Here is a 16999-nt window from a genome sequence, read left to right on the forward strand (position 1 = left end):
GACGATGAATTGGGTCGATTACGCCATCCTCGGGATTATCCTGCTGTCCGCGTTGGTCGGGCTCGGGCGGGGTCTGATCCGCGAGGTTTTGTCCCTGGGTGTCTGGATCGCCGCGATCCTGATCGCTTGGCTGTTCCACCGCGAGGCCGCCGAGCTGCTGGTGCCCTATCTGTCGCAGCCCTCGGTGCGTCTGGCCGCGGCCTTCATCGGCTTGATCCTGGGCACTCTCGTCCTCGGTGCCCTCCTGGGCGCCCTCCTGTCGGCCCTGATCGATAGGACCGGCCTGGGTTTCGTCGATCGGGTGCTCGGGTTGGTCTTCGGCGCGGCTCGCGGTGTGGTGATCGTAGCGATGGCGGTCTTCCTGGGGGCTCTCACACCCATGCCGGAGGATTCCTGGTGGCAGGAATCACGGCTCATCGGCCAATTCCAAGCGGTGGCCGGCTGGCTCATCGAGCTGGTGCCGGAAGAGGTGCAGGCCAGGGTCAAGAGTCTTTGAGGTTTTGCGTCGATCGGGTTTTTCCGGCCGCCAGCCGCCAGCCTCCTGCCTCCAGCGTCCTCCGATTGGTTTGTTTCGGTGGTGGACATCGGTAGATGCGACCGGCGCGGGTTGCGCGGCTGAAACTTGAATCGCGCGATCGGGCGATCGATGTTGTCCCGGGTCAACCTCGAGGGGTATAGTTCTCTGTTCCCAATCAGCAGCATCCGTCTCGGTCTCCGGGCTGGACGCGGGCGAGGAAGTCATGTGCGGCATCGTCGGCATCGTCGGTAAAAGTCCGGTCAACCAAGCGCTCTACGACTCGCTGCTGGTCCTCCAACACCGGGGACAGGATGCCGCCGGCATCGTGACCTGTCAGGGCGACAAGCTCCATCTGCGCAAGGACAACGGTCTTGCACGCGATGTCTTCCGAACCCGACACATGATTCAGTTGGGCGGCAACATGGGTGTCGGGCATGTCCGTTACCCGACTGCCGGCGCGGCCAGCTCGGCCGAGGCCCAACCCTTCTACGTCAATTCGCCTTACGGCATCGTGCTTGCCCACAACGGCAATCTCACCAATGCCGAGGACCTCAAGCGCGACCTCTTCGTCGAGGATCTTCGCCACCTCAACACCGCGTCGGATTCAGAGATCCTGCTGAACGTCTTTGCCCATGAGCTCCAGCTCCAGGGCAAGCTGCGGATCGACGAGCACGACGTCTTTCGTGCCGTCTCGGGCGTGCATCGACGCTGTCGAGGTGGTTACGCCGCGGTCGCGATGATCCCGGGTTTCGGCGTCTTCGGCTTCCGCGATCCGCACGGAATCAGGCCCTTGGTCTACGGACGTCGCGAGACCGATCTGGGCACCGAGTATATGATCGCCTCCGAGAGCGTGGCGCTCGACACCATCGGCTTCACCCTGATCGCGGATGTCGCGCCGGGCGAGGCGGTCTGCATTACCGTCGATGGTCAGATCAACACGCACCAGTGTGCCGCCCAGCCGATCCTGTCGCCCTGCATCTTCGAATTCGTCTACTTCGCCCGCCCGGATTCCATCATCGACAACATCTCGGTGCACAAGGCGCGCTCGCGAATGGGCAAGAAGCTTGCCGCCAAGATCAAGCGCGAATGGTCGAATCACGACATCGACGTCGTGATCCCCATCCCCGACACCAGCCGGACCGCCGCACTCCAGCTGGCCAATCAGCTCGGCGTGCCTTACTCGGAAGGCTTCATCAAGAACCGCTACATCGGTCGCACCTTCATCATGCCGGGCCAGCAGGTCCGCAAGAAATCCGTGCGGCAGAAGCTCAATGCCATCGACTTGGAGTTCCGCAAAAAGAACGTCCTCTTGGTCGACGACTCCATCGTGCGCGGGACGACCTCTCAGCAGATCATTCAGATGGCGCGAGAAGCCGGAGCCCATCGGGTCTATTTCGCCTCCGCGGCGCCGCCGGTGCGCTTCCCCAATGTCTACGGGATCGACATGCCCGCGGCCAGCGAGCTCATCGCCCACGGCCGGACAGAGGAGGAGGTCGCACGAGAGCTGGGCGCGGACCGACTCATTTTTCAAGAGCTCGGTGATCTGATCGACGCAGTTCAGAAAAAGGGCAAAAGCCATGTGGACCGCTTCGATACCTCGGTCTTCGACGGCCTCTACGTGACCGGGGACGTCACGCCCGAATATCTTCAGACGCTCGAAGCGAATCGCAACGACGTTGCCAAGACCGCCTACGGCTCTTTCAGCGAGAACGTTATTGACCTCTACAACTCCGCCTGACGGGCGATCGAGCTCGGACGAGCCGACAGCGATGCAGCCTTCGGCCGCGCCGGGATTTGCGACCCGCGCCGTGCGGATCGGCCACCACCGAACCCAGGAAGGCGAGCACGGCGAGCCGATCTTCACGACCTCCAGCTTCGTCTTCAAAAACGCCGCCGAGGCCGCCGCACGTTTCTCGGGTGATCAAGCGGGCAACATCTATTCGCGCTTCACGAACCCGACGGTCTCGGCCTTCGAGGAGCGTTTGGCCAGCCTCGAAGGGGGCGAGCGTTGTGTGGCGACCGCCTCCGGGATGTCCGCCATCCTGGCCGTCTGCATGGGTCTGCTGGAGTCCGGCGACCACATCGTCGCCTCCCGGAGCCTGTTCGGCAGCACCACGCTCCTCTTCAACAAATACCTCTCCCGGTTCGGCATCGCGACCAGCTATGTGGCGCTCGGCGACCTGGAGGCATGGGACGCGGCGATTCGCCCGGAGACCCGGCTTCTGTTCTGCGAGACGCCGTCCAATCCATTGACCGAGATGGTCGACATCCGAGGGCTGGCCGAGGTTGCGCATCGCCGTGGCTGCCTCCTGGCGGTCGATAACTGTTTCTGCACCCCGGCCCTGCAACGCCCGCTCGAGCTGGGCGCTGACCTGGTGATTCACTCCGCCACCAAGTACCTGGACGGGCAGGGGCGTTGTATCGGCGGCGCTGTCGTCGGCGATCGCAAGTCGGTCGGCGAGGGGGTCTACGGCGTCTTGAGAACGGCCGGCCCGACCATGAGCCCCTTCAACGCCTGGGTCTTTCTCAAAGGGCTCGAAACACTGAAGCTGCGGATGTTCGCCCATGCGCAATCCGCGGCGGCACTCGCGCAATGGCTGCTCGCGCAGCCGGATATCGAGCGCGTCTATTATCCCGGCTTGCCCGATCACCCCCAGCATCATCTGGTCGGCTCCCAGCAGCGCACCGGCGGCGGCATCGTCGCCTGCGACGTGCGCGGCGGTCGCGCCGGTGCCTGGCACCTGATCGACTCGACCCGTCTTCTGTCCATCACGGCCAATCTCGGCGACGTGAAGACCACCATCACCCATCCAGCGACCACAACGCATGGCCGGCTCACGCCGGAAGAGCGTGCCGCCGTCGGCATCGGAGAAGGTCTCGTTCGGGTGGCCGTCGGGTTGGAAGAGATCGAGGACATTCAGCGCGATTTGGCGCGCGGTCTGGAGACGCAGTGCTCCCCGCGGTGATGCCGGGAGAGGCATGTCTCGTCGATGTCTTAACTTCCGGGTAGGGGTGACTTGAGTCGCCCCACATGACTTGGAGCGATGCGTCGTCGGTGTCCTTATTCCCGGAAATCGCCTTAGGTCGGACACCGTGGTCCGCCGTGGCACGGTGCGGCGGGCGAGGGCATGCGCCGCGGAAATCGCTCCGCGTAGATCGGATCAACTCCGCATCAGTCAAAGATCCGCCCCTCAACAGGTCGCCTATAGGGGGCAGATTGCGATGAAGCTCGTGTTCTTTTTTATTCCGTCGGGCGCTTTCTTCTCGCAGTAGTCTTTAGTGCAACAACTACCATTGCTGGCGACTAGACTGATATCGTTCTTGTTTTGTCCGTAGAAGCATGAGCATGATCCCGGCCCGGGGACATCCTCATCCTCGCCGGAATCGTCGTCACCTCCGGCGTCGTCGCTGTTCCAGTCGTCATCGCCTGAATCATCCTGACCTCCGGGGGCATCGCCATCGCCCGAGTCGTCCTCGCCCGGGGGATCGTCGAGGTTGCCCTTGCTCGGACCGCCGATCGTGCCCAATGCAACGGTTGCCGACTGCGCGATGAAGGTGGTGAGGGTGACGGAGGAGTCCGCATTTTCGGAGTCATCGCCCGGACGGGTCCAGCGGGTTGTCACCGAGACCTCATAGTAGGGCGGTTCGCTGCTCGGGGTGGCGGTCCAGGTGCGCGCGAAATTGCTCGTTCCGCCTGCGGCGGCCGGGATGAGATCCTTCCCTCCGGCGATGTCGGCATAATCGCTCGCACGGAGCTCCTCGAGCTTTTCTTGAGCGAGGTTCACGGCGACGGTTCGTGTTTTGCTGTCGCCGGTCTCCGTCATGACGCGCGTCTGCGTCTGCATCAGCCCGAAGAGCCCGAGCGAAAGCACGAGGAGCGCGATCAATGCTTCGATGAGGGTGAAGCCAGTTTGACGTTGTGCTTGCAGTAATTTCAACAGTGGTCCCCGTTAATTCCAGTCACGCCAGCTGCCGGGGACGCGACTGGCTGAGCGGACCCGATCGAGGTTCGCCCGTTCTCCATCGCTACCGGCTCGACTCCAATGATAGAACCGGCTATTGGCCGTCAGCTTCTTCAGGTCGCCGTCGACAACGACCGTCCCGTAGACCTTGGCCCCGCCCCAGCCCTGACTGCGACAGCCGGCCGCGTTCTCGAAGTAGACGATGCCGTAGATCGTAGGATTGCCGTTTAGCTTCGGACAATCTGCCGCCGCGCTGAAGACGAGATACACGGGCTCCGCGGGCGAGCCGAGACTCTGGTGCCAGTTGCTCGATGAGTTGATCCAACGGAATTGCGGGTCGCCGGTGTCTGCGATTGCTTTGAACTCGTTCTTGCTGATATCGAAGACCTGATCCCAGGCGCTGCCGGTGAAGGCATCGTCCTCGATGTCGCCTCCATGCAGATCGAGATGGCCCGGATCCAAACATGACATCGCGGCCGACGAGGTGATGGCGGTCGAGGCGCAGTCCTCCTCCTCCACGCCTGTGCAGTCACGGGGGTAGATGTCCGGATTGCCGCTCGCACCGCCTAGGCATCCGTTGAGTACGAGCGGCGCATGGTCGGTGCCGTTTCCGCCCTTGAGCAATCGCTGCTGCTGAAAGCACTCGGTCGCAGTCGCTTGGATACTCGCGTCGCTGCTGGCTTCGGCCGTGGATGAAACGCAGGTTTGGTCGGAATCCACAACCGGGGGTGGGCGGAAGTGAATGTTGTAGGTGTAGTCCTTGGTGGCGTTTACCGCGGGGACATCGGTGTCCTCGGTGATTTCGCCGCCGGCACTCAAGACAGCCAAGGCATAATCGAGGCCTGCCTGAGCGGCCTGCTGCGCCTCTTTTGCGCGCAATTCATTGTTCGCGATCCGCTGCTCCATGACGCCCACGCGAACGGAGCTAAGCGTCAGAATGGTCGAGCCCATAAGCAGCAATAATCCCAGCATGAGCGTTAGCGCGCCGCGCTGCCGTTTGATTTTTCCCGAGGTCATTGGTCTCCCTCATCGGCGGACGCCGATCACTCCTTGACGAAATAGCGGTCATTCCGCACGGCGACGGTCGCTTGCAGGCTTTGTCGTACAGCCTGGTCGTCACGAATCCGGCCGGCTATCAGGATCGCGACCTGTCGCGTTTCTCGGCAAAGCTCGTTGGTGGCGCAGGCTGCGTCTTCCTTTTCGGGGGCCAGGTTCGTCTGCGCGATCGTGATGGTGAAACGCAAGGTCGTGATGCGCACGTCCTCGCTGGTGATCCGCTCCCAGCTGCCGCTGCCGATCGTGCATGCGAAGGTTTTGTCGTCGACGCTCGAGGGGCCGGTTCGCATCTGAACGGATTGATGACGTAGGCGAAACCCGAACATCGTCATCGCGGTCGGGTTGCCGTGCTCCAGGTCGTAGCTGTAGAGGATGCAGCTTTCGGTCGACTCCCCGGCGACCTGTCCCGCGCGAAGCCTGCGATCGATGCCGTCGACCGTGCTCTGAAACGGGTTTTGCGCCGGGTCCGGATCATCGGCCTCCGACATATCCCAGTAACCGGCGCGACGGATATCCTGCTGCATGATCTCGAGCACCGCGCGCAGCTCCTGGTTCAGACGGGCCTGCTCGACGTTCTGCGAGGTGGAGCGAGCACCGAGGACATAGGTGGTCGAGATCCCGATGAGGACCAGCGCGCCGACGGTCGTGCCGACCAGGAGATCGGTCAGGGTCACACCGGTCTGTCGCCGGAGCGATCCCTCCGCGATGTTGATCGAGGGCGAAGGACGGGTCAGGTGCATGGGCGGAATCCCGGTACGGACTGATCCGGAGAGCACACCCGCACGCGGCCGATCACGCTCAGGATGACCCGAAGCTGTCCCCCGTGCGCGTTGCTGAAGTTGACGCTCCCGTTGCCGTGCCGCTTCGAGCCTGCCGACCCCGAGCCCATGCGCATCGTGGTGCCGCGTCGTCTCTCGAATCCGGTCAATCCTTGATTGAAGGTCGCCGTCGCGTCCACCCCGACATAATTCGCGGCATGGAGGTGCTTGAGCACCTTCGTGTCGTTGAACGACAGGGTGCAGGCATTCGCGTCATCCGGATCGGTGAGATGGCAGTTGCAGGCGCTCGCCTCGCTGATTCCGTAACACCACGGAGAACCGGCATCGAAGATCAGATGCAGATCCCGATTTCGCCGAATGGCCTCGCCGCGAACCCATTGCAGGTCCTCCACAAGGGCTTGTGCTGCGCCCTTTAGCCGGTTGCGTTCGAGCATCTCCTGCATCGCCGGAACGCCCAAGGACGCCAGGATGGCGAGCACCGACAGCGTGATCATGAGCTCGAGCAGGGTGAAACCGGGCGAGCGTTTCGGCGGAGCCGCTCGTCGGGGGCGGGCGATGCTCGCTCGTCCTTGCGTGCCTGCTCTGCGGATGCATGCGACGGCGACCATTAGGTTGCGTCTCAGCGCCAGCATTCGCGCGGCGTCTTCGCGCCTTCTTGATCGATCGTCAAGACCTTGCAGTCGACACCGCCCGCTCGATCCATCGCTTGGGCGTCCAGCGCGGTGGCTGTCGCAGCGAAGCCGGCCGCGTTCGCGTCGCTCAGGGTCAGGTCATACCAGCCTTCGGGGCTTTTTCTCGCAAGCGGCAGGCTGTAAACGGGATCGTCGCAGACCATGCCGGAGGCGACGTTCAGGGTGAGTGCATAGCGGCTACAATTGCCACGAAAGCGCTCCTGAGCCATCGCGATACCGACCAAGGCTATTTGTCCGTCCGTGCGTCGCGCCTTGCGGATCTGGTCCTGATAGGCGGGGAAGGCCACTGTAGCCAGGATGGCGATCACCGCGATGACGATCAGGAGCTCGATGAGCGTGAAGCCGATTCGGTGTCTTATGAGTGTCCTTGCCATTCGCGCGTCCTTGCCGTCGAGCCGGGTGGTGCGAGTGACCGCGCCGATGGGGTAGAGGCGTCGGACGCTGCGTCATCGCGTGTACGGCAAAGTATGACGACGTTTCGTGTAATTTACCAGTGCCGACGAGTATTGATCATCGGGCGGCTCGGCGTGATCTCCGCGGCGCTCGCCACAATGTGCATTCCCAACAGGCAACGAACCGGGACCAGACTCATGACTGCAAACACCCTGATCCGATCAACCGTCCTCGGCGCATTGGTCTTTCTGATCGGCGGTTGCCAAACCCTCGTGCGTGAATCCGTGGAGACCGGCTGGGTGGAGATCCCCGCGGGCAGCACCCTGACGCTGAACCGACCGGTGTCCATCCCGCCCGGACGAGCGCGGGCCTTTCTGATGGATCGCGGCGTGCGAGGTGCGAGTGGCGGCGGGACGAGCTGTGTTCTCGAGGTCCGGCGGATCGATGACGAGGGCACCCAGAACATCCCGGCCGGGGAGATCCCGATTACCCGTGTGCAGAACTATCTTGCCTTGGTGTCCAGCCGTGTCCCGACGACGGCCCCGGATCGGGGCGTTCGTTTCCAACTGGCCGCTCACGGAGACAGCGGAGGGTCGCAGATGATCCGTCCGGGTTATCACTTTTGGCTCGACGACAGTCATGACCCGAACCTGCTGCGCATGACCTGTCTGGGGCGGCTCGATGACCCGGCCTATACGCGGGCTCCGACGCTTGCCGAGATCCGAGCCGTGTTGGGGGATGTCGCGACCTTGAAGGTTGCGCTGCCCGCGGTGCCTTGAACGGATTCGCGAGGGATGTCCGTGTTCGGCGTTCGTCTAATGTCTGGCGGGATGATCCCAAGGGGCGCGCTCCGGCTTGTGCGTAGGGTGCGGTTCGTGCCTCACCGCACCCTATGGTGCTGCCGGTGGTTCACGGCTTTGTCCTGACTGGCAGGCCGGGCACCAGTAGGTGGATCTTGCGTGTTGCCCGAGACGCTCTCGCAACAGGCTCGTCCCGCAGCGAAAGCAGGGCTTTTCGGCGCGGCCGTAGACCCAGAGGATGCCGCGACCGTCGTCGGCGGTGCGCGTGATCCGGGGGCCGCCGCCGAGGTTGTTCAGGAGCAGGCGTTCCGCGGTCCGGTAGAGCGCGGCAAAGGTCTCGTCCGAGATGTCGCCGAATCGAGCCCTCGGTGCGCAGTGCTCGAGGAAGAGGACCTCGGATTTGTAGACGTTGCCGATACCGCTGGCGATCCGCTGATCAAGCAGCAGATCGACGAGCTCGGTCTCGGGGCTCGAGAGTGTACGGGCGCGATCGAGCAGAGATTCTGCGGTCGGTGCATCGCGGCTCAGATCCGGTCCGAGGCGGTCTGTCCGATCGCGTCTGCGCAGCCCGTGGGTATCGAGGATCTCGATCTCTTTTGCGTTGAAACAGACGTAGTCCTGCCCGGAGACGTTCAGGACGAGCGTTGCCCGACGCGCAGGCTTCTGCCAGGTTTGTCCGATCGGGTAACGGTGCCAGGAGCCATACATCCCGAGGTGGACGCGAAGCGAGGCCCCGCCTTCGACGTCGATGAAGAGATGCTTGCCCTTGCTCGTCACCCGCAGAACGTGGACCTGTGCGAGCGCGGCGATGGCGCGACCCTGCAGACGGGCGCCGTCGAGACGCTGGCCGACCAAAGCGCCGGACAGAAAGGTCGCGAGCTTGTGGATGGTGTCGCCTTCGGGCATGCGCTGAACCTGCATCCGGCAGACAAAAAGACGCCCCGCGATGCGGGGCGAGCAAACTAAGGAGAACTCATCGTTGCGCTTACTTCGAGTCTGCAATCGGCCGAAGGGTTCCCGAATCCGTCGGCCGGCCCCGGATCGGTAAGATCGGCCGGATATTCCGTCGCGTTGCGGCGCTTGGCGAACCTGGCAGCCGCATAAAAAACCCCGCCGTAGGCGGGGAACACGACAAGGAGTCAGAACGCCTCCGAGGAGGCTCGCGAGCTTCGAGGCGCCTGCGGTTAAAAAGTTCGACAGAACCTGGTCGAAAATTCCACGGAGACGGTGGTGATGCTCTGATGAGCCTCCCGCCGCGGAAGGGTGGACGCGTGTGAGCGAAGTCCACCGAGCACTGCGACGGCCCACTGCGCTGCGCGTGTCCGCTCCACAGCTCTGGATGTCCGTCGCGTCCGCGCCGCTTCGTTGCCTTGCTTTTCGGCGCGCCGAACGCCATGATCCGTCGCGAGCCATAGCCTCGCGTTGTGTCCCCTCCGTTTCTAAATCGCAGCATCCGACACACGTCCTGCCGTACCGCTCGCCCTCACAGACCGACCCGGACCGAACGAGGCAACCTCGGTTGTCCGCTTGGACAGGGTCTTCGGAGATTCGAAGAGTATGCTGATCAAAATCGGCGGGGATACCCTCGCCTTGGACGGAGATATCCGCCGTCATATCGAGACGGAAGTGGCCAAGCTTGCGGCACGCTTCCCCGGAGAAGACTTGGAGGCGCATGCCATGATCCAAGAGGAATTCGACCCGCTCCACGGACACCGCGTCCGCTGCGAGCTCTCCGCCAAGATCGCCCACGGGCGCCCAATCGTCGTCCGAGACGCACGCAAGACAGCGAAGGAAGCCATCGACGAGGTCTTCGGGCTCGCGCGCCGCAACCTGCGGCGGATGCGCCGTCAAATCAGTCTCCCCCGCAACCCTCCGCACGGTGCTTTGAGCACGGAAACGCACGTGGTCGGAGGTTGATTCCCGACATTTAATCCGCGCCCCGTACGATATGCTTTGTTTGCTGGATGGGGTTGGCTGGGCCGGCTCAGAAGCGGTTCGTCCCCTGACCGACCCGCTTCGGATCGCATCAGCCGGTTCTCAAGGTGGCCAAGCCGGCATCGACTCGAATCACTTGCCCCGTCGTCATGCGGGCGTCTTCCAGCAGCCACAGCACGGCACCCGCAACGTCTTCGGGCTCTCCGATCGTTCGCAAAGGGTGTCGTTCGGCCGCCGCGCTGCGCTTTGACTCGTTTCCGATCAAACGTTCGGCAAGCGGCGTCGCCGTCAGGGTCGGCGCGACGGCGTTGACCCGGATCCGCGGGGCGAGCTCGGCGGCAAGGGACCGCGTCAGGCCCTCCACCGCGCCTTTGGCACTCGCGATCGAGGCGTGAAACGGCAGCCCGGTTCCGACGGCGACCGTGCTGAACAGCACGATGCCGGCGGACTCCGCCGCCTTGAGCGCCTTCATCGCACCCTGCAGGGCCCGCACTGCACCGAGCAGATTGATCTCGAGGTCTTCCGTCCACTCCTTCTCGGCCAGCCGTTCGAAAGGGCGCAGCCGGATGGTGCCGGGGCAGTAGACGAGTCCGTCGAGTGTCGTCGGCAGCGCATCCGCCGGGAAGTCGTTGGTTCGGACGTCCCAATGCAGACTGGTGACCGCCGGATGATCCGGCGCTGCCTCCGGGTGACGCGACAGTTGAATCACGCGATGGCCGCGCTCGAGAAGCTTCCCGAGCAGCGCGGCGCCGATGCCGGACGTGCCGCCGACGATCAAATAGGTTTTGGACATGTAACCCCCATGAAACGGTTTGATGTGTGTCGCGTGAGGTTCAGGCGGGTCGAAAGTTTTGCAAGACCTGGACAGATTGCCTTGCGATCCTGGACAAGATACGCACCTTCTGATGGGACTCGTCTCGATTCGGATCGCCCCGATATTCTCGATGACGGCACGTCGTCCGCCACACCCCATCAACGCGAAAGGAGGCTCATATGAAGGTTGCCATCATCGGCGGTACCGGTTTCGTCGGCACCAACATCTCTCGGCACTTGATCGACGCCGGTCATCGGCCGCGGCTTCTGGTCCGGCCGGGCAGCGAGCAGAAGGTCGCTCAGCCGGAGCATTGCGATATCGTCCTCGGCGACGTGGCCGATCCGCCTGCGCTCGATCGTTGCCTGGAGGGTTCGGATGCCGTGATCTATCTGATCGGCATCCTGCGCGAGTTTCCGAGCCGAGGCATCACCTTCGATGCGCTGCAACGTGTCGGTGTCGAGGACACGATCGCGGCGGCGAAAGGGCAGGGCGTCGATCGGTTCATCCTGATGAGCGCCAACGGGGTCCATGTCGAGGGCACGTCCTATCAGCGCAGCAAGGCGCTTGCCGAGGCGGCGCTCAAGGCCTCCGGGCTGCGCTGGACCATCTTCCGCCCCTCGGTCATCTTCGGCGACCCGGACGGTCGCATGGAGTTTTGCTCCCAGCTCAAGAAGGACATCATCGATAGCCCGATGCCGGCGCCGCTCTTCTACAGCGGCCTGTTTCCCAAGAATGCGGGCGGCTTCGAGCTGGCCCCGGTGCATATCGACGACGTCGCGGCGGCCTGCGTGCTGGCCGTGAACGAGTCGCGCACCGAATCCCAGACCTACAGCTTGTGCGGACCTGCGCGTCTGAGCTGGAAGGCGATCCTGACCACGATCGCCGCGGCGTCGGGCAAAACGAAGCTGATGCTGCCGGCCCCGGCGATGGCCATCAAGGCGACCGCGAGTCTGCTCGACCGCTATCCCTGGTTTCCCATCTCGCGCGATCAGATCCAAATGTTGATGGAGGGGAATGTCTGCTTCGAGAACGACAGCTTCGCGCGGCTCGGCCTGACCCCGACACCCTTCGGCGTGGATCAGCTGGGCTATTTGAATCGGTAGGTCGGCACGATCACGCGCGCCGTCAGAGCTTGTTGAGAAAGGACACGCCGCCGAGCTGCGCCATCTGACGCCGGATCCAGGTGGCGCGGCGCTTGACGGTCGCGGAGGGTGTTTCGAGTCGATAGATGTTCGGATTCGGCAGCACGGCGGCGATCAGGGCGGCATCCGAGGTGCTCAGCGCCATCACCGGGCGGTCGAAATAGCGCCAGCTCGTGGCCCCGACGCCGAAGGTGTTCGGGCTGAGCTGGGCGATGTTGAGATAGACCTCCAGAATCCGCTCCTTGGACCAAAGCGTCTCGATCAGGAGTGTGAACCAGACCTCCAGTGCTTTGCGAATCGGGTCCCGGCCGGACCAGAGGAAGAGATTCTTCGCCGTCTGCTGGCTGATGGTGCTCGCCCCGCGCAACCGCTCTCCGGCACGATAGCGCTGCCACGCGCGTTCGATCTCGATGGTGTCGAAGCCGCGATGGCCCGGGAAGCGCTGGTCCTCCGCGGCGATGACGGCGAGCTTCACAGCCCCGGGGATGGCGTCCCAGTCAACCCACTCGTGATAGATATAGGGCGGCCCGCCGGGCTCGGACTGGGCGGTGATCCAGCGTTGAATCATGAAGGCGGAGGTCGGCGGGTCGACCCAGCGCAGGATCGTGACCAGCATCACCGACAGCGCCATCAGGCCCGCCAGAACGAGCGCGATCCGGCGCAACAGAATTCTTCGAGAGCGTTTTTTTCGAGCGGCCATGATTACGGGTCATGCGAGCGGGTGATCGGACCGCCGGAGAGCGGTCCGTTGAAGAGGCTTCGCCGAAGTATCCGGACCCGGATTCGGCGGGTCAAACCCGAGCGATCAACGCCGAGGCCGAGGCCGATCTCGAGGCGGCCTTTGCCTGAGCCAAAGACATGTCGGGTGCGGTGAGGTACGAACCGCACCGATGTAAGGTCCGGTCGTCGCATGGTGCGGTTCGTACCTCGCCGTACCCTACGCGCGTGCACCTTCGATCCAGGAGAGATTCAGATGACAGATCCGCTCTTCCAAACCGAGTCGGTCGGGCAGTCTCGCCCTATCGAGCGACTCGTCGTCGGCCAGGCGACCACCGACGGTGCCGGTGTGAACCTGATCCGGGTGCTGACCCAGCCGTTGCAGCAGCGGCTCGATCCCTTCCTCATGCTCGATGCCTTCGGCAGCGATGATCCGGACGACTATATCGCCGGCTTTCCGGATCACCCGCACCGCGGGTTCGAGACCGTCACCTACATGATCGCCGGGCGCATGCTGCCGACGGGTACGCGATTCGAGCAGGCGCTTCCGATCGAGCGGAATGCCTTCATCTATGTCTATCGAGGGGCAGTCGGTATCGCCGGGCAGTCGGTCCCGTCCCAGCGCATGGCGATCCTCGCCAACGCTGCGGACGCCGACGGCGTTGCCATCGAGGCAGTCGACGAGGCACGGGTCCTGCTGATTGCGGGGCAGCCTCTGCGCGAGCCGATCGTCCAGCATGGCCCCTTCGTCATGAACACGATGCAAGAGATTCAACACGCGGTGCGTGACTACAGTGCCGGGCGTTTGGCCTGAGCGACGAGCACGCGCCACCACGGAGCCTACGCATGCAGAACTTTGTCTTCCACAATCCCACCCGCATCCTTTTCGGCGAAGGTCAGATCGCGGCGATCGGCCCGGAGATCCCGAGCGGCGCCCGGGTGCTGATCACCTACGGCGGCGGCAGTGTCGTGAAGACGGGCACCTTGGCCGAGGTCAAGGCTGCGCTGGGCGAGACGGACTATCTGGAGTTCGGCGGCATCGAGCCGAACCCGACCTACGAGACCCTGATGCAGGCGGTCGAGCTCGCCCGCCGCGAGAAGGTCGACTTTCTGCTCGCCGTCGGAGGCGGCTCGGTGATCGACGGGACCAAGTTCATCGCCGCGGCCATCCCCTTCGAGGGCGAGCCTTGGGACATCCTCGCCAAGCAGGCGCCGATCACCTCCGCGGTCCCCTTCGGCAGCGTGCTGACATTGCCCGCGACCGGCTCGGAGATGAATGCGGCCTCCGTGATTACGCGAAGCACCACGCTCGATAAACTGGCCTTCATCAATCCATCGGTCTTCCCGCGCTTCTCGGTGCTGGACCCGACCAAGACCTATACGCTGCCGCCGCGTCAGGTCGCCAACGGCGTGGTCGATGCCTTCGTGCATATCGCCGAGCAGTATCTGACCTATCCGGCCGATGCCAAGGTGCAGGATCGCTTCGCCGAAGGGCTGCTGCTGACCTTGATCGAGGAAGGCCCCAAGGCGCTGTCCGAGCCCGAGAACTACGCGGTGCGCGCCAACCTCATGTGGACCGCGACGTTAGCGCTGAACGGACTCATCGGCGCCGGCGTGCCGCAGGATTGGGCGACCCACATGGTCGGCCACGAGATCACCGCGCTGCACGGGCTGGATCATGCCCAGACCCTGGCCGTCGTCTTGCCGGCGATGTTGCAGGTCAGGCGGTTCGAGAAGCGCGGCAAGCTCCTGCAGTACGCCGAACGGGTCTGGGGTCTGCGTGACGGCGACGAGGACGCGCGCATCGATGCGGCCATCGAGCGCACCCGCGACTTCTTCGAGTCGCTCCAGGTCCCGACACGGCTCTCGGGTTACGGAATCGGCGCCGATGCGATCGCGCCGCTGGTCGATCAGCTCGAGCGTCACGGCATGACCGCGCTCGGCGAGCGGCAGGACGTCGATCTCGCACGCTCGCGGCAGGTGCTTGAGCTGGCGCTCTAACCCCGACTCCCCCCCGGGATCGTCGACTTGCAGTCGAGCTCTTTCGCCGGCCTGGTGGCCGGCGGGTCGACTGCAAGTCGACGATCCCGGGGCGGGTGCTTTGCGGCACATGCCCGGCGCGCCCGTGTCTGCTATGATTCGCGCTCATTTCAGACACCCGCTCGCGCGCCCGGCCGACCGAAACGGCTTGCGTGTACGCCTGCCGCGCGCTCTTCACCCTATCCCCGGGCGACCTTCAGCTTCATGACAGACCTCAGTCATATCCGAAACTTTTCGATCATCGCCCATATCGATCACGGCAAGTCGACCATCGCCGACCGCTTCATCCAGTTCAGCGGGGCCTTGACCGATCGCGAGATGTCGAGCCAGGTGCTCGATTCGATGGATCTGGAGCGCGAGCGCGGGATTACGATCAAGGCGCAGAGCGTCACGCTCGACTTCAAGGCGCGCAACGGCGAGATCTATCAACTGAACTTCATCGACACGCCCGGGCATGTCGACTTCTCCTACGAGGTTTCGCGCTCCCTGGCCGCCTGCGAAGGCGCGCTGCTCGTCGTGGATGCCGCCCAAGGTGTGGAGGCGCAGAGCGTCGCCAATTGCTACACCGCCATCGAGCAGGGGCTCGAGGTCCTGCCGGTGCTCAACAAGATCGATCTGCCTTCGGCCGAGCCGGAGCGCGTCATCAAGGAGATCGAGGAGATCATCGGTCTCGATGCCGAGGATGCGCTGCGGGTCAGTGCCAAGACGGGCGAGGGGATCCCGGAGCTGCTCGAAGCCCTGGTCCAGCGCATCCCGCCGCCGCAGGGCGACGTGAACGCACCCCTGCAGGCGCTGATCATCGATTCCTGGTTCGATCCCTATGTCGGCGTGGTCTCGCTGGTGCGCGTGATGAACGGCGAGATGCGCCGTCGCGACAAGATCCTGATCATGTCGACCGGACGCACGCAACAGGTCGATGCGGTCGGCGTCTTCACGCCGAAGAAGACCGAGCGCGACCGCTTGGGTGCGGGCGAGGTCGGGTTCATGATCGCGGGCATCAAGGAGATCGACGGTGCGCCCGTCGGCGACACCATCACCCGTCCTGACTCGCCGGCCCCCAAGCTGCCGGGCTTCAAAGAGGTGCGCCCGCGGGTCTTCGCCGGGCTCTACACCGTGATTTCGGACGACTACGAGGACTTGCGCGAGGCCTTGGGCAAGCTGCGACTCAACGATGCGGCGCTGAACTACGAGCCCGAGGTGTCGCAGGCGCTGGGCTTCGGCTTTCGCTGCGGCTTCCTCGGGATGCTGCACATGGAGATCATCCAGGAACGACTCGAGCGCGAGTATGACCTGGACCTGATCACGACCGCGCCGACGGTGGTCTACGAGGTGCTGCGTTCGGACGGGGAGATCATCAAGATCGACAATCCGGCCAACCTGCCGGACCCCGGTCAGATCCGCGAGGTCCGCGAGCCCATCATCGAGGCGCATATCCTGGTGCCGCAGGACTATCTCGGCTCCGTGATCAACCTCTGTATCGAGAAGCGCGGGGTTCAAAAGCAGCTCCAGTATCTCGGCGGTCAGGTGCAGGTGAGCTACGAGCTGCCGTTGAGCGAGGTGGTGCTGGATTTCTTCGATCGACTGAAATCGGTCAGTCGCGGCTACGCGTCATTCGAGTACGAGTTCAAGCGCTTCCAGGCCGCCGACCTGGTCAAGCTCGACGTCTTGATCAACGGCGATAAGGTGGACTCGCTCTCCTCGATCGTGCACCGCGCCCTCTCGCAAAACCGCGGTCACGACATCACCGTGCGGATGAAGGATCTGATCCCGCGCCAGATGTTCGAGGTGGCGATTCAGGCCGCGATCGGCACCAAGGTCATTGCGCGCACCACGGTCAAGCCGCTGCGCAAGAACGTCACGGCCAAGTGTTACGGCGGCGACGTGAGTCGCAAGCGCAAGCTGTTGGAAAAGCAAAAGGCCGGCAAGAAGCGTATGAAACAGGTCGGCCGTGTCGAGATCCCGCAGGAGGCGTTTCTTGCGGTGCTCCAGGTCGGCAAAGATAATTGAACCGCGTCTGGAGCGATATGCGCTGTTTTGTGTTGGGTCGGCTTTGCGGGGGCCAATGAACGTTCGAGTCGACGCAGTTCAATAATTGAGAATTTTTTTGATGCGTCATTGCAGGGTCGATCGGTATTCTCAACGCTGAGAGCCG

At 63.6% G+C, this 16999-nt stretch carries 17 protein-coding genes; 9 read left to right on the top strand and 8 right to left on the bottom strand.

The features are described from left to right. Window positions 1-4 precede the first annotated feature (4 nt). The 3 genes from KFB96_RS00385 to KFB96_RS00395 all read left to right on the top strand — a co-directional run bounded on the left by KFB96_RS00385 (window position 5) and on the right by KFB96_RS00395 (window position 3483). On the top strand, window positions 5-496 hold the full coding sequence (locus KFB96_RS00385; protein ID WP_213458442.1) for a CvpA family protein: 492 nt from the start codon (window positions 5-7) through the stop codon (window positions 494-496). A gap of 244 nt (window positions 497-740) precedes the next feature. Beyond that, on the top strand, window positions 741-2255 hold the full coding sequence (purF, locus tag KFB96_RS00390) for an amidophosphoribosyltransferase (RefSeq protein WP_213458443.1): 1515 nt from the start codon (window positions 741-743) through the stop codon (window positions 2253-2255). Window positions 2256-2286: 31 nt separating this feature from the next. Then, complete coding sequence (locus KFB96_RS00395) at window positions 2287-3483, top strand: O-succinylhomoserine sulfhydrylase (RefSeq protein WP_213458444.1); 1197 nt, start codon at window positions 2287-2289, stop codon at window positions 3481-3483. A gap of 237 nt (window positions 3484-3720) precedes the next feature. Here KFB96_RS00395 and pilV read toward each other — a convergent pair whose 3' ends face one another. The 5 genes from pilV to KFB96_RS00420 are packed head-to-tail and all read right to left on the bottom strand — an operon-like array spanning window position 3721 to window position 7380. Then, entirely contained in the window at window positions 3721-4455 is a 735-nt protein-coding gene (pilV, locus tag KFB96_RS00400) for a type IV pilus modification protein PilV (protein ID WP_213458445.1), read from the bottom strand. Window positions 4456-4467: 12 nt separating this feature from the next. Beyond that, window positions 4468-5496, bottom strand: coding sequence for a PilX N-terminal domain-containing pilus assembly protein (locus tag KFB96_RS00405; RefSeq protein ID WP_213458446.1), 1029 nt, complete (start codon window positions 5494-5496; stop codon window positions 4468-4470). A 26-nt stretch (window positions 5497-5522) separates the two neighbouring features. Beyond that, window positions 5523-6275, bottom strand: coding sequence for a hypothetical protein (locus KFB96_RS00410; RefSeq protein WP_213458447.1), 753 nt, complete (start codon window positions 6273-6275; stop codon window positions 5523-5525). Then, the gene (locus tag KFB96_RS00415) at window positions 6266-6946 is read right to left on the bottom strand and encodes a GspH/FimT family pseudopilin (protein ID WP_300971199.1); all 681 of its coding nucleotides are present in this window, start codon (window positions 6944-6946) and stop codon (window positions 6266-6268) included. Before KFB96_RS00415 ends, KFB96_RS00410 begins: the two co-directional genes overlap by 10 nt. Beyond that, on the bottom strand, window positions 6934-7380 hold the full coding sequence (locus KFB96_RS00420) for a type IV pilin protein (RefSeq protein WP_213458448.1): 447 nt from the start codon (window positions 7378-7380) through the stop codon (window positions 6934-6936). Before KFB96_RS00420 ends, KFB96_RS00415 begins: the two co-directional genes overlap by 13 nt. Before the next feature lie 216 nt (window positions 7381-7596). Here KFB96_RS00420 and KFB96_RS00425 point away from each other — a divergent pair, with 216 nt between their 5' ends. Next, window positions 7597-8178 carry a hypothetical protein gene (locus tag KFB96_RS00425; RefSeq protein ID WP_213458449.1) on the top strand — a complete coding sequence of 194 codons (582 nt, stop codon included), beginning with the start codon at window positions 7597-7599 and terminating at the stop codon, window positions 8176-8178. A gap of 111 nt (window positions 8179-8289) precedes the next feature. Here the strand turns inward: KFB96_RS00425 and KFB96_RS00430 are convergent, their stop codons facing one another. After that, window positions 8290-9105: a DNA-formamidopyrimidine glycosylase family protein gene (locus KFB96_RS00430; RefSeq protein WP_213458450.1), complete on the bottom strand. Its 816-nt coding sequence runs from the start codon at window positions 9103-9105 to the stop codon at window positions 8290-8292. 651 nt (window positions 9106-9756) lie between these two features. Between KFB96_RS00430 and KFB96_RS00435 the strand changes: the two genes are divergently transcribed. Continuing rightward, the gene (locus KFB96_RS00435) at window positions 9757-10116 is read left to right on the top strand and encodes an HPF/RaiA family ribosome-associated protein (protein ID WP_213458451.1); all 360 of its coding nucleotides are present in this window, start codon (window positions 9757-9759) and stop codon (window positions 10114-10116) included. Between the two features lie 109 nt (window positions 10117-10225). Here the strand turns inward: KFB96_RS00435 and KFB96_RS00440 are convergent, their stop codons facing one another. Further along, window positions 10226-10927: an SDR family NAD(P)-dependent oxidoreductase gene (locus KFB96_RS00440; protein WP_213458452.1), complete on the bottom strand. Its 702-nt coding sequence runs from the start codon at window positions 10925-10927 to the stop codon at window positions 10226-10228. A gap of 200 nt (window positions 10928-11127) precedes the next feature. On the opposite strand from KFB96_RS00440, the gene KFB96_RS00445 reads away from it, so the two are divergent. Next, a complete protein-coding gene (locus tag KFB96_RS00445) occupies window positions 11128-12051 on the top strand; it encodes an SDR family oxidoreductase (protein WP_213458453.1) in 924 nt (307 codons plus the stop codon). Between the two features lie 22 nt (window positions 12052-12073). Here the strand turns inward: KFB96_RS00445 and mtgA are convergent, their stop codons facing one another. Then, on the bottom strand, window positions 12074-12790 hold the full coding sequence (gene mtgA / locus KFB96_RS00450) for a monofunctional biosynthetic peptidoglycan transglycosylase (protein WP_213458454.1): 717 nt from the start codon (window positions 12788-12790) through the stop codon (window positions 12074-12076). 273 nt (window positions 12791-13063) lie between these two features. On the opposite strand from mtgA, the gene KFB96_RS00455 reads away from it, so the two are divergent. From KFB96_RS00455 to lepA, 3 genes are all read left to right on the top strand, one after another. Then, complete coding sequence (locus tag KFB96_RS00455) at window positions 13064-13621, top strand: pirin-like C-terminal cupin domain-containing protein (protein ID WP_213458455.1); 558 nt, start codon at window positions 13064-13066, stop codon at window positions 13619-13621. 32 nt (window positions 13622-13653) lie between these two features. Next, complete coding sequence (locus tag KFB96_RS00460) at window positions 13654-14808, top strand: iron-containing alcohol dehydrogenase (RefSeq protein ID WP_213458456.1); 1155 nt, start codon at window positions 13654-13656, stop codon at window positions 14806-14808. Between the two features lie 243 nt (window positions 14809-15051). Beyond that, complete coding sequence (gene lepA / locus KFB96_RS00465) at window positions 15052-16854, top strand: translation elongation factor 4 (RefSeq protein WP_213458457.1); 1803 nt, start codon at window positions 15052-15054, stop codon at window positions 16852-16854. Window positions 16855-16999 lie beyond the last annotated feature (145 nt).

This window comes from Thiocapsa sp. (assembly GCF_018399035.1).
In the GTDB taxonomy this organism is placed as follows: domain Bacteria; phylum Pseudomonadota; class Gammaproteobacteria; order Chromatiales; family Chromatiaceae; genus Thiocapsa.